Here is a 12,707-nt window from a genome sequence, read left to right as displayed (position 1 = left end):
ACCGCGCCTCCCGTCGATCCTGGGGACGCGTCAGCGACCCGGTGACAGGATGAGTCGTGTCCGCAACGATCCGCGCCATCGGTACCGCCGTCCCCGAGACGACACTCGAGCAGGCTGCGGTGCGCGACCTCTTCGCGTCGCAGCCCGACCTGGGCCGGCTCGGCAGGCGGCTCGTCCCCGCCGCGTTCGACGCCTCCGCCGTCGAGCACCGGCACACGGTGCTCGCGGAACTCGACAGCACGCGGCCGTCCGGCGCCTTCCGCGACGACCACGGCGTGCTGCGGTCCCCGTCGACCGGCACCCGGAACGACCGGTACCGCGAGCTCGCCCCGGCCCTGTTCGTGGCGGCCGCCCGCGACGCCGTGGACCGCGCGGGTGTGACACCCGAGTCGATCACCCACGTGGTGACCGTCTCGTGCACCGGGTTCACCCAGCCCGGCCCCGACCTCGACGTCGTCACCGAACTCGGCATCCCGCGCACGGTCTTCCGCCAGCACATCGGGTTCATGGGGTGCTGCGCGGCGTTCCCGGCGCTCCGCATCGCTGCGGCGTTCGCCGAGTCGGTGCCGTCCGCCGTGGTGCTCGTCGTCTGCGCCGAGCTCTGCACGCTGCACGTCCGGGCGAGCGACGACCCGGACCAGATCGTCGCCAACAGCGTCTTCGGTGACGGTGCGGCGGCCGCAGTGGTCACCGCCGACGGCGACGGACTCCGCCTCGACGACTTCGCGACGACGGTCGTGCCCGAGGGTGCGTCCGAGATGGCGTGGAACATCGGCGACGAGGGCTTCGAGATGGTGCTCAGCACGGCCGTCCCGAAGCTCGTCGGTGCCACGGTCGCCGAGGCCGTCGCACCGCTGCTGTCCGCCGTGGGCTCCGCTGCCGTCGACGTCCCGACCTGGGCCGTGCACCCGGGCGGTCGCGCGATCCTCGACCGGACGCAGGTCGCCCTCGGGCTGCCCGACACGGCACTCGCGGCGAGCCGTGCCGTCCTCCGCGACCACGGGAACGTCTCGAGTGCCACCGTGCTCTTCGTGCTCCGCCAGGTGCTCGACGACGGCATCGACGACGGTGCCCCCGTCATCGCGCTCGCGTTCGGGCCGGGCCTGACGGTCGAGGCCGCCCGACTGACCGCCGTCGGCAGCACGCGACCGTCGATCCCGACCCGCGAGCAGGACGAACCGGCCACGGCGGCGACGGCAGCAGCCCGCCACCACGCGGTCGAGACTGCGACCACGAGCGTCTCGTGAGCCGCACCGAGGGGATCGACCCGCGCCTCCCGGCCGTCGACCTGACCACGCGCGCACTGGACCTCCACGAACTCATGGACGACCCGGACTGCGACCCGCGCGCGCTCGCGCGGACGTTCCGGCGCTTCGCCGTGGTGAACGCACTCGTGAGCGGCTGGCGCTCGGCGTGGCGGACGCACGTCGCGCCGGCGCTCCCCGCGAACGGGCGGGGACGCGTGCTCGACCTCGGGTGCGGCGGCGGCGACCTCGCGCGGGCGCTCGTCCGGTGGGCTGCCGCCGACGGGTTCGACGTCGAGGTCGTCGGGGCCGACCCGGACGCGCGGGCGATCGACGCGGCGACCCGCTCCACCCCGCGCGGCGTCACCTTCCGGCAGCAGTCGAGCGCCGAGCTCATCGCCGCGGGGGAGCGGTTCGACGTCGTCGTGTCGAACCACGTGCTGCACCACCTCGGCGACGAGGAGCGGCGCGGGTTCCTCGCGGACTCCGAACAGCTGGCGACGAGCCGCAGCCTGCACTCGGACATCCGGCGGTCGCGCTCGGCCTACCGGGCGTACGCGGTCGGTTCGACGCTGGTCGCGGCCGGCACCTTCGTGCGGGTCGACGGGTTGCGCTCGATCCGGCGGAGCTTCACGCTGCCGGAACTCCAGGACGTCCTGCCCACCGGGTGGCGGGCGGAGCGGGCGGCACCGCACCGGGTCCTCGCGATCCGCGACGCCTGACGTCCCCGGAGGGCGCTAGCGTCGCTGCATGGCCACGCCCCACCTGCACCGCGTCGCGGTCCTCGTGCTCGACGGGGCGAAGCCGCTCGACGTCGGGATCCCGGCGCAGGTGTTCTCGAACCGCCCGAGCATGCCGTACGAGGTCCGGGTGTGCGGCCCCCGCGTGGGACGCATCACCGGGGGAGACGGCCTCGCGTACGCGGTCGACCACGGGCTGGACGCCCTCGAGTGGGCCGAGACGGTCTTCGTGCCCGGGTACCGGTTCCCCGCGGACACGCCACCCCCGGCCGACGTGGTGGCGGCGCTCGGGCAGGCGCACGAGCGGGGCGTCCGGATCGCGGCGATCTCCACCGGGGCGTTCGCACTGGCCGCCGCGGGACTGCTCGACGGCCGCCGTGCGACCACACACTGGCACTACACGCGGGTGCTCCGCGACCGGTACCCCGAGGTCGACGTGGACGAGGACGTGCTGTTCGTCGACGCCGGGTCGGTCCTGACGAGTGCGGGAGCGGCGAGCGGGATCGACCTGTGCCTGCACATCGTCCGGCAGGACCACGGGGTCGCGCTGTCGAACCACGTCGCACGGCGGCTCGTGAGTGCCCCGTACCGGAGCGGCGGGCAGGCGCAGTACGTCCCGCGGAGCATGCCCGAGCCCCTCGGGGACGTCTTCGCCGAGACGCGGGAGTGGGCGCTCCGGCACCTCGCCGACCCGCTGACGCTCGAGGTCCTCGCCCGGAACGCGACGGTCTCGCCTCGGACGTTCTCGCGGCGCTTCGTCGAGGACACCGGGTACACGCCGATGCAGTGGGTGCTCCGGGCTCGGGTCGACCTCGCACGGGAGCTGCTCGAGCGCTCGGACCTCGCCGTCGACCAGGTCGCCGAGCGGGCGGGGCTCGGGTCGGACGCCAACCTGCGGACGCACTTCCGTCGGATCCTCGGGACCTCGCCGACCGAGTACCGGCGGACCTTCCAGGACTGACCGCGTCGCCTCAGTGGTGGCGACATCCTTTCGAACGCTGGCTTCCCAGCCACTGGAGCCGCGCCTCCCGGGCCGTGAGCATGGACCGCGGAACGAAAGGAAGTCCACATGACCCGCATCGCGATCAACGGCTTCGGCCGCATCGGCCGCAACACCCTCCGCGCGCTCCTCGCCCGGGGAGGCGACGACCTCGAGGTCGTCGCCGTCAACGACCTCACCGCACCCGAGACGCTCGCCCACCTGTTCCGGTACGACTCCGCGCTCGGCCCGTTCGCCGGGACCGTCGAGGTCGACGGGGACACCCTCGTCATCGACGGACGGCGCATCCGCGTCCTCGCGTCGCGCGAGCCGTCGGAGCTCCCGTGGGGCGACCTCGGCGTCGAGGTCGTGCTCGAGTCGACCGGCCGGTTCACCGCGCGCGACGCAGCGGCGGGACACCTCACCGCGGGAGCCCGCCGCGTCCTCATCAGCGCGCCCGCCACCGGCGCGGACGCCACCATCGCGTACGGCGTGAACTCCGACGTGTACGACCCGGCGGTGCACACCGTCGTCTCGAACGCCTCGTGCACGACGAACGCGCTCGCGCCGCTGGCGTCGGTGCTCGACGACCTCGCGGGTATCGAGCACGGGTTCATGACGACCGTGCACGCCTACACGCAGGAGCAGAACCTACAGGACGGTCCGCACCGCGACCTGCGTCGGGCGCGTGCCGCGGGGGTGAACATCGTGCCGACCTCGACCGGAGCGGCCAAGGCCATCGGGCTCGTGCTGCCGCGGCTCGACGGCAAGCTGTCGGGTGACGCGATCCGGGTGCCGGTGCCGGTGGGGTCGATCGTCGAGCTGAACACCGTGGTGTCGAGGGACGTCACCGTCGAGGAGGTCAACGAGGCCTACCGTGCTGCCGCCGCGGGGCCGCTCGCGGGGGTGCTGGCGTTCACGGCGGACCCGCTCGTGTCGACGGACATCACGGGGCGGCCGGAGTCGAGCGTGTTCGACTCGCTGCTCACCCGTGTCGACGAGGGGCGGCACGTGAAGGTGGTCGCCTGGTACGACAACGAGTGGGGGTTCTCGAACCGGGTGGTCGACATGCTGGGGCTGCTGGCGCGCGCGTAGCGCGGCGCGCGCGGCGCGCGCGCGGCACGGCGTGGCGGTCTCGCCGAGTCTCGGCTCTTCGGACAGTTTCGCGGCGCGGCGGCCCGCATCTCGTCCGCCCGGCCGAGTCTCGGCGCGCGCGACCACGGGATGGGCGCGAGCACGGTCGGACGGGAGGCGCGGTGCGGGCTGGCACCGCGCCTCCCGTCCCTACGTGGGTGCGTTCCGGGCGCGGTGTGGGTCGTGCCGCGGAAGCGACAGCGCACAGGGTGCGCGCGATGATGCTGCCGCTGAAGCGACAGTGTGCCGCGATCGTCGTGCGACACACTGTCGCTTTCGCGGGCGCGTGCGCGCGCGGCGCGTCAGCGGATCAGCGCCGTGGTGCTCGCGAAGGCGCGGGAGCGCACGGCCTGCCGGTAGCGGCCGAGCGCGGCGTCGTCGGCCCCGACGGACTCCAGCGCCGCCAACCCCGCCCCGAGCACGGGAGGATCGGTCACCCAGGTCGGCACCGCTCCGGGCACCCGGGCAGCGAGGCCGTCGACGACGCCCTCGACGAGCAGGGGATCCCGTGCCGCGAGCACCCCGCCGCCGAGGACCACGGGCACCGGGCTCGCGGCCGAGCCACCGAGACCGAGACGCTCGAGCGCGACCGCGGCGAGCAGGACGATCTCCTCGGCCTGCCGCGCGACGACACCAGTGGCCACGGCGTCGCCCGCGCCGGCGACCTCGAACAGCACCGGGCACAGCCGGTTGAACACCCGCTGGTCGAGGCGGCCGAAGTGGATGGCCTCGGTCACCTCGCGGACGCTGCGGAGACCCAGTGCCGCCGGGACGGCCGTGACCAGGGCCGTCGCCGGTCCGCGACCGTCGTCGGCGCGGGCTGCGTGCCACAGCGCACGGTTGCCGAGGTACGCGCCGCCGCCCCAGTCGCCGGAGACGTCCCCGATGGCGGGGAACCGTGCGGTGGTGCCGTCGGCCCGGACCGCGAGCGCGTTGATGCCCGTGCCGCAGACGACCGCGGCGGCGTCCGGCGACAGGGTCCCCGCGCGCAGCAGTGCGAACAGGTCGTTGTCGAGGACGTGCGGCGCGCCGCCGTCGGCCTCCCAGTGCGCGAGCGCCTCGGTCGCCGCGACGAGTTCGTCGTGCAGGTCGAGCCCGGCCAGGTACACGTGCGTCGTCCGGATCCGACGGTCGCCGAGGTCGCCGACGACCCGCGCCCGGACGTCGTCGAGGATCGGCCCGGCGACGTCCCACCCGCGGGTCTGCGGGTTCGAGCCGGGGCCCCGTGCGTGCCCGACGATCGAACCGTCGAGTGCGATCGCGACGACGTCCGTCTTGCTGCCGCCACCGTCGACGGCCAGGACGACGTCGCTCGGCGCCGGCGGGACGGGAGCGGGCGGACGGGTCGCTCGGGCGGTGCCGACGCCGCCCCCGGACGCTCCGGCTCCGTTCAGCCCGCCCACGTCAGCTGCTCCGATCGCGTCCACGGCAGGTGCTCCGCGTTCGCGGCCAGGAGCAGGTCGGTGAGCCGTTCGGCCTTGTCGACCTGCCCGACGAGCGGGTGCGCCCACATCGCGCGGAGCACGCGGTCGCGGCCTCCGTGCACGGCGGCGTCGAGGGCGAGGCGTTCGTACCCGGCGACGTGCGACACGAGTCCGACCATGTCGGCGTCGAGCGGCGCGACGGGCAACGGCGTTATCGCCGCGCGGGTGACCCGGGCCGGGACCTCGATCACGTGGTCGTCGGGGAGGAACGGGAACGTGCCGTCGTTGCGCACGTTGAGGACCTGCACGTCACCGCGGTCGCCGAGGATCGAGGAGAGCACGTCGATCGCCGCCTCGGAGTAGTAGGCGCCGCCCCGCTGCTCGAGCTCGGCGGGCTTCGTCACGACGGACTCGTCCGCGTACTTCGCGAGCAGGGCCCGCTCGGTCTCCATGACGGCCTCGGCACGGGTGGGCGCGTGCAGCTGTTCCTCGAGCACGACGTCGTGGCTGTAGAAGTAGCGCAGGTAGTACGAGGGCACGGCGTGCTGCAGCCGGATGAGGTCGGCCGGCATGTGCACGCTCTCCGCCATCCGGTCGAGGGCACCGGTGTCGGCACGGAGCAGGTCGGACAGGACGTCGCGCTCACCGGAGCCGTCCGTCACGTGGACGCCGCGCTCCCACGTCAGGTGGTTCAGACCGACGTGGTCGAGCCGGACGGCCGACGGAGCGACGTCGAACTCCTTCGCGAAGCGCCGCTGGAACCCGATCGCCACGTTGCAGAGCCCGACGGCCCGGTGCCCCGCTTCGAGCAACGCACGGGTGACGATGCCCACCGGGTTCGTGAAGTCGACGATCCACGCGTCCGGCTTGGCGTACCGCTTGACGAGCGACGCGTACTCGAGCACGACCGGCACGGTGCGGAGCGCCTTCGCGAACCCGCCGGGCCCGGTGGTCTCCTGCCCGATGCAGCAGGCCTCGTGCGGCCAGGTCTCGTCCTGGTGCCGGGCGGCCTGCCCGCCGATGCGGAGCTGGAACATGACGGCGTCGGCGTCCGAGACCCCGGCGACGACGTCGTCCGTGACGTGGATCGTGCCCGGGTGCCCGGCGTGGGCGAACATCCGCTTCGCGACACCGCCGACGAGTTCGCGCCGGACGGGGTCGAGGTCGACGAGCCACAGCTCGTCGATGGGCAGCTGGTCGCGGAGCCGGGCGAAGCCGTCCACGAGTTCGGGGGTGTAGGTGGATCCGCCACCGATGACTGCGAGTTTCACTGTGGTGCTATCCCTTCACGCCGGTGAGCGCGATGCCCTCGACGAATGCCTTCTGTGCGAAGAAGAAGATGATGACGACGGGCACCATGACGACGACGGTCATCGCCATCGTCATCGACCAGTCGGTGCCGTGTTGGCCGCGGAACGTGGCCAGCCCGTACGCCACCGGCCAGGCGGCCTGGTTCTCGGAGGCGTACAGGAGCGGGCCGTAGTAGTCGTTCCACGAGTGGAAGAACATGAAGATCGCCGCCGACGCGATGCCCGGGCGGGCCATCGGGACGACCACGCGCCAGAGCACGCCCCACTCGCTGCATCCGTCCATGCGAGCGGCGTCCCCGTACTCCTTCGGGATCGTCATGAAGAACTGGCGGAGCAGGAAGATGCTGAACGCGTCGCCGAGCAGGTTCGGCAGGATGAGCGGCCAGAGCGTGCCGGTGAGGTGCAGCTCGGACCACATCACGTAGACCGGCACCGCGGTGACCTGCGGGGGCAGGAGCATCGCGACGATGATCACGGTGAAGATCAGGTTCGCGCCACGGAACTTGATCTGGGCGAGCGCGTACGCCGCCGGGACCGAGCTGACGAGCATGAACGCGGTGGCGAGCACGGCGTACATCGACGAGTTGCCGAACCACTGCACGAGCGGCAGTTCGGTGAACACCCGGCCGTAGTTCGAGAAGTCGAACGGGCGCGGCACGATCGACGCGGTGAGTGCCTGGTTGCTCGACATCAGCGACGTCAGGATGACGAACACGATCGGCGCGATGGTCAGGACGCCGAGCGCGACGAGTGCGGCGTGCTCGGCGATCCAGACCAGCAGGCTGCGGCGCGGACCGCGGGCGGAGCCGGACGCCGCACCGCGGGGAGCCCGGGCGAGCGGGGACTGGGACACGGCGGTCATCAGGACTCCTCTGGTCTGAAGACGGAGATGCGGCGCATCGTGAGGACGAGCACCACGGCGGTGACCACGAACAGCACCACGGCCATCGCGGACGCGTAGCCGAACTGGAAGTTCGCGAACCCGTGCTGGTAGAGCAGCTCGGTGTAGGTGAGCAGCGAGGTGCCCGGGTAGCCGAGCTGCGCCGCGGTGCCTCCGCCGATCGTGGCCTTGCCGCTGGCGACGCCCGACGCGACGGCGGCCTCGGTGAAGTACTGCAGGGCCGCGATCACCCCCGTGACGGCGGCGAACCCGATGACCGGCGCGATCGTCGGCAGCGTGATGTGCCGTACCTGCTGGACGCCGTTCGCCCCGTCGAGCGACGCGGCCTCGTACAGGTCGCGCGGTACGTCGAGGAGCGACGCCAGGAAGATGATCATGATGTCGCCCATCACCCAGACGCCCATGATCACGAGCGAGGGCTTCGACCACGCGGGGTCGTTGAACCACAGCGGGCCGTCGATGCCGAACACCCGCAGGATCTGGTTCACGGGGCCGGTGCCGGGGTTGAACAGGAAGACGAACGCGACGACGCTCGCGACGGGAGGCACCAGGGCGGGCAGGTAGAACAGCGTCCGCCAGAACCCGGTCGCCGTCTTCGCGCGGCTGAGCAGTCCCGCCACGAGCAGCCCGCAGACGATCCGGACCGGCACGAGGATGACCACGAACCACAGCGTGTTCACGACCGCGGGGCCAATCTGCGGGTCCTGGGTGAAGAGGAACCGGTAGTTCAGCAGCCCGACGAACTCGGGTTCCTGCAGCTGGTTGTAGCGCGTGAACGAGTAGAAGATCGACGCGACGAGCGGGTACGCGAAGAAGATCACGAGGCCCGCCAGGGCCGGGGCGAGCATCGTCAGCGCGACCAGGCGACGGCGGGACTCGGCGGAGCGGCGCCGACGTGGCCGGCTCCCGGGGGCCGTCGAACGCGACCCGGCGCTGGCCGGCGGCCGGGAGGCGCGGGTGGGCCGCGCCTCCAGGCTGCCGGTCTCAGGGGTGGTGACGTCGGTCATGGTCACGGACCAGCCAGCTGGTTGGCGTTGTCGATGTCCGAGTCGAGCTTCTTGAGCTTCGCGTCGAGGTCGCCGCCGTTCTGCTGGTACGCCTGCCAGAACTTCGTGAAGGTGCCGATGTAGGCGGCGCCGTCCGCGGTACCCGGCGAGGTCATCGTGTCCTTGTCGCCCGCGACGTCGACGAAGGTCTTGTAGTTCTCGTCGACCTCGAGCTTCGGTGACTCGAGGGCCGAGGTGAGCGTCGGGATGTTCTTGAGCCCGTTGCCCATCGTGACCTGCGCGTCGGTGTTCGTGGAGAGGTACTTCAGCAGCGCCCAGGCCAGCTCGGGGTGCTTCGACCCCTTCGCGATGCCCGCCACGTTGCCCGCGATGTAGGTCGATCCGTAGTTGCCGAGGCCGTCCATCACCGGGGTCGGTGCGGTGCCGTAGTCGAGGTCCGGCTTCTGGTCCTTGATGAAGGCGGTGCGGTACTCGCCGTCGATCTGCATCGCGACCTGACCGGTCTGGAACGCGTTGTCGGCCGCGAACTCCTGGCCGAGCCCCGAGGTGAAGGCCTTGAGCTTGTCGTAGCCGATCTCGTCGACGAAGCCCTTCTGCCAGGTGATGAGCTTCTTCCAGGCGTCGGACGTGCCGATCACGCTGTTGCCCTTCGCATCGAGCCACGAGCCGTCGACCATCGGAGCCCAGTGCTCGGGGGAGTTCTCGTAGAAGTCGATGAGCGGGTTGAACCCGAGCTGCTTGATCGACCCGTCGGCGTTGTACGTGGTGAGCTTCAGGGCGTCGGCCTTGAGCTCGTCGAGCGTCTTCGGCGGGGTCGTGATGCCCGCCTTCGCGAGCAGCGGCTTGTTGTACATGAGCGCACTGACGTCGGCGAGGGCCGGCAGGGTGCAGCGCGTGCCCTTGTACTGCGTGTACGACTGCACGGCCTTCGGGATGTCCGACAGATCGACCTTGTCACGCTTGATGTACGGCGACAGGTCGCGGAAGGCGCCCGAGGAGCAGAAGCTGCCCACGATGGCGGTCGAGTACGACAGGCCCACGTCGATGTTCTGGCCGGACGAGATCGCCTTCTGGAGCTTCTCGTCGTCCTGGCCGGCGTGGATGTCGACCGTGACGCCGGGGTTCTCCTTCTCGAAGCCGGCGACGGCGCTCTTCACGACGCCGGCTTCGCGCCCGGTGAAGAAGTGCCACAGGGACACGGTGCCCTTGAGCTCCTTCGGTGCGCTCTTCTCGATCGAGTCGGCGCTGCTGCCGGAGCTGCAGCCCGCGACGACGAGGGCGCCCACGGCGGCGACGGCCGTGGCGGTGACGATGCGGCGGAACGTCCGGCGGTGCGGGACGTTCGGTTGGGGGAGGGACACTGCGGTACTCGCTCTCTGGTCTCGCTCCGACGCGGTGCGGTCGCGGTGCCGCACGCCGGACGGATCCGGGCGTGCGACGTCGTTTCCGGGCGCGCCGAAGAGCCCTGGGACAGGGCCGGGTGATGGTGCCTCGAGTGGTGCGGGTGGGGTGGTGCTGGTCAGGGGCGCTCGGCCGGGTCCGGTGCGGGCACATCGTCGCTGATGCGCTCGAGCCGGTCCGCGAGCGCGGTGCGGACGACGTCGATGAGGACGTGCCGCGCACCGTGCAGGACGGGGGTGTCGGGGACGCCGGGGGCCACGACGGCGGTGGACCAGCGCGTGCGGGTCCGGAGCCAGGCGGTCACGGCGGCGGCCAGGGCGGGGCCGCCCGCGATCCCGGTCGGGCCGTGCAGCACGACCGTCTCGGGATCGGCGACGGCGAGGGCGGGGAGCACGTTGTGCCCGACGCGCTCGCCGAGGGCGGTGGTGAACGGGTGCTGCTCGGGGAGCCCGGGCAGCTGCGGGAGCACCTGGCGCCAGTCGGCAGCGGTGCCGTCCGGTGCCGTGATCCCGTGTTCGGCGGCGAGTGCGATGATCGCGGACTCGGAGATGAGGTCCGCGACGATCGTGGCCGTCGGGTCGATGGAGCGTGCGTCTGCGGGCACGCCGAGGTAGCCGATCTCACCGGCGGCACCGGACGCGCCGGTGTGCAGGTGGCCGCCGAGGTCGAGCGCCATGCCGAGGCCCTCGGCCATCCAGAACAGGGCGAACGACCCGGGGGTCCGTCCGGCGCCCATGTTCCGTTCGGCGATCGCCGCGAGGTTGGCGTCGTTCTCGATGACGACGCGGACCCCGAGTGCGGCGGAGAGCGTCGCGGCGACCCGGTCACGGGGCCAGCCGGGCAGGCCGTCGGTGAAGATGAGGGTGTCGGTCGCGTGGTCGACGCTCGCCTGGACCCCGATGCCCACCGCGGTGACGAGGTCCGGGTCGACGCCCGCGGCCGCTGCGGCCCGGGAGATCGCGGCGGCGACGATGTCGGCACCGGGCGCGCGCATCTCGGCCGGGGACATCGTGTGGGTCGCGACCGGGAAGGTCCGGCCCGCGGCGTCCACCACGGTGCTGCGGACGTCGACGAGCTGGACGTCGACCGCCACGCCGAGGTCGCGGTCGGTGATCGCTTCGTACACCACCGCGCTCGGGCCCCGGCGACCGGCCTGTGATGCGGTGCCGGCTTCGCGGATGAGGGCCGCCGCCTCGAGCCGCCGGATGATCTCGGCCGCGGTCGGCTTGCTGAGCCCGGTGCGCTGGGCGATCTCGTTGCGGGTGAGCGGCCCGTCGTCGAGCAGGAGCTCGAGCGCGGCCCGGTCGTTGAGGACACGCAGGAGGCCGGGCTGGCCGGGGGTGCGTCCTCGAGTGGTCATGTCGAGGACTGTAACGGACAACCTTCTTTACTGAAAGGTTTGTTTACCGATTCGAAACACGCGTTCCGCTCCGCGAAACGTGCGGAGCGGAACGAGCGGAGCGAAACGTGCGGCGCGGGACGTCTGACGTCGCGGCTGAGCGCTACGGGCGCAGCAGCACCTTGATCGCGCGACGCTCGTCCATCGCGCGGTACGCCTCCGCCGCCTCGTCGAGCGGGAGCTCGAGGTCGAAGACGCGGCCCGGCTCGATCGCACCCGAGAGCACGTCCGGCAGCAGCTCGGGGATGTACTTGCGCGCCGGGGCCATGCCGCCCGCGACGGTGATGTTCGTGTCGAAGAGGTACCGCGTGCCGATCGTCGGCACCCCGTGCGGGACCCCGACGAAGCCGAGGTTGCCACCCGGGCGGACCGAGTGCAGTGCCTGGTCCATGCTCTCCTCGGTGCCGACGGCCTCGACCGCGCAGTCGGCCAGGTCGCCGTCGAGCAGCTCGCGGATCGCCGCGACGCCCTCCTCGCCACGCGCCTCGACGACGTCCGTCGCGCCGAACTCGCGCGCGAGCGCCTGTCGGTCGGCGTGCCGGCTCATCGCGATGATCCGCTCGGCACCGAGCCGCTTCGAGGCGAGGACGGCGGACAGCCCGACCGCGCCGTCGCCCACCACGACGACCGTCTTGCCGGGGCCCACGGCTGCGGACACCGCGGCGTGGTGCCCGGTGGAGAAGACGTCCGACAGGGTGAGGAGCGAGGGGACGAGCGCCGGGTCGACCGGGCCCGGCACCGCGACGAGGGTCGCGGAGGCGTCCGGGATGCGGACGTACTCGGCCTGGGCGCCGCCGACCGGGTCGCCGTACGCGTCCTTCCCGCCGAAGCCGGACAGGTGGTCGCAGCCGGTCGTCATGCCGTGGCGGCAGGCCTGGCACGTGCCGTCGTTCATGGTGAAGGGGGAGATGACGAAGTCGCCGACGTGCAGGTCCGTGACGGCGTCGCCCACCGCGACGACCTCGCCGACGAGCTCGTGGCCGATCGGACGCGGCTGCTTCGTCGGCGTGACGCCCCGGTACGGCCAGAGGTCCGACCCGCACACGCACGCCGCGACGACCTTGACCACGACGTCCTTCGGCGTGATGAGGTCGGGCTGGTCGCGGTCCTCGACACGGATGTCGTTCGGGGCGTGGATGATCGCAGCGCGCAAGGGTGTGCCTTCCGT

11 protein-coding genes are annotated in these 12,707 nt (G+C 72.1%); 4 read left to right on the top strand and 7 right to left on the bottom strand.

Annotated elements, in window-relative coordinates; translation table 11 throughout:
• Nucleotides 1-56 precede the first annotated feature (56 nt).
• The 4 genes from WFH25_RS08775 to gap all read left to right on the top strand — a co-directional run bounded on the left by WFH25_RS08775 (nt 57) and on the right by gap (nt 4,058).
• The gene (locus WFH25_RS08775) at nt 57-1,247 is read left to right on the top strand and encodes a type III polyketide synthase (protein WP_336697434.1); all 1,191 of its coding nucleotides are present in this window, start codon (nt 57-59) and stop codon (nt 1,245-1,247) included.
• The gene (locus tag WFH25_RS08770; RefSeq protein WP_336697433.1) at nt 1,244-1,966 is read left to right on the top strand and encodes a methyltransferase domain-containing protein; all 723 of its coding nucleotides are present in this window, start codon (nt 1,244-1,246) and stop codon (nt 1,964-1,966) included. Before WFH25_RS08775 ends, WFH25_RS08770 begins: the two co-directional genes overlap by 4 nt.
• 28 nt (nt 1,967-1,994) lie before the next feature.
• The gene (locus WFH25_RS08765) at nt 1,995-2,945 is read left to right on the top strand and encodes a GlxA family transcriptional regulator (protein ID WP_336697432.1); all 951 of its coding nucleotides are present in this window, start codon (nt 1,995-1,997) and stop codon (nt 2,943-2,945) included.
• A 108-nt stretch (nt 2,946-3,053) separates the two neighbouring features.
• Nucleotides 3,054-4,058, top strand: a complete 1,005-nt coding sequence (gap, locus tag WFH25_RS08760; RefSeq protein WP_092384144.1) for a type I glyceraldehyde-3-phosphate dehydrogenase — start codon at nt 3,054-3,056, stop codon at nt 4,056-4,058.
• Nucleotides 4,059-4,399: 341 nt separating this feature from the next.
• On the opposite strand, the gene WFH25_RS08755 is transcribed toward gap, so the two are convergent.
• From WFH25_RS08755 to WFH25_RS08725, 7 genes are all read right to left on the bottom strand, one after another.
• Nucleotides 4,400-5,500 carry an N-acetylglucosamine kinase gene (locus WFH25_RS08755; protein ID WP_336697431.1) on the bottom strand — a complete coding sequence of 367 codons (1,101 nt, stop codon included), beginning with the start codon at nt 5,498-5,500 and terminating at the stop codon, nt 4,400-4,402.
• Complete coding sequence (locus WFH25_RS08750; protein ID WP_336697430.1) at nt 5,488-6,792, bottom strand: 6-phospho-beta-glucosidase; 1,305 nt, start codon at nt 6,790-6,792, stop codon at nt 5,488-5,490. Before WFH25_RS08750 ends, WFH25_RS08755 begins: the two co-directional genes overlap by 13 nt.
• Before the next feature lie 7 nt (nt 6,793-6,799).
• The gene (locus tag WFH25_RS08745; protein WP_071295012.1) at nt 6,800-7,693 is read right to left on the bottom strand and encodes a carbohydrate ABC transporter permease; all 894 of its coding nucleotides are present in this window, start codon (nt 7,691-7,693) and stop codon (nt 6,800-6,802) included.
• The gene (locus WFH25_RS08740; RefSeq protein ID WP_217637349.1) at nt 7,693-8,739 is read right to left on the bottom strand and encodes a carbohydrate ABC transporter permease; all 1,047 of its coding nucleotides are present in this window, start codon (nt 8,737-8,739) and stop codon (nt 7,693-7,695) included. Before WFH25_RS08740 ends, WFH25_RS08745 begins: the two co-directional genes overlap by 1 nt.
• A gap of 2 nt (nt 8,740-8,741) precedes the next feature.
• The gene (locus WFH25_RS08735) at nt 8,742-10,100 is read right to left on the bottom strand and encodes an extracellular solute-binding protein (RefSeq protein ID WP_083403239.1); all 1,359 of its coding nucleotides are present in this window, start codon (nt 10,098-10,100) and stop codon (nt 8,742-8,744) included.
• Nucleotides 10,101-10,258: 158 nt separating this feature from the next.
• The gene (locus tag WFH25_RS08730; protein ID WP_071295013.1) at nt 10,259-11,500 is read right to left on the bottom strand and encodes an ROK family transcriptional regulator; all 1,242 of its coding nucleotides are present in this window, start codon (nt 11,498-11,500) and stop codon (nt 10,259-10,261) included.
• A 142-nt stretch (nt 11,501-11,642) separates the two neighbouring features.
• Nucleotides 11,643-12,692 (bottom strand): zinc-binding dehydrogenase, encoded by a 1,050-nt coding sequence (locus WFH25_RS08725; protein ID WP_261647436.1) that lies wholly within the window; start codon nt 12,690-12,692, stop codon nt 11,643-11,645.
• Between the last annotated feature and the right edge of the window lie 15 nt (nt 12,693-12,707).

Source organism: Curtobacterium sp. USHLN213 (genome assembly GCF_037144815.1).
Taxonomy (GTDB): domain Bacteria; phylum Actinomycetota; class Actinomycetes; order Actinomycetales; family Microbacteriaceae; genus Curtobacterium.
This window is presented reverse-complemented; position numbering and strand designations above follow the sequence as displayed.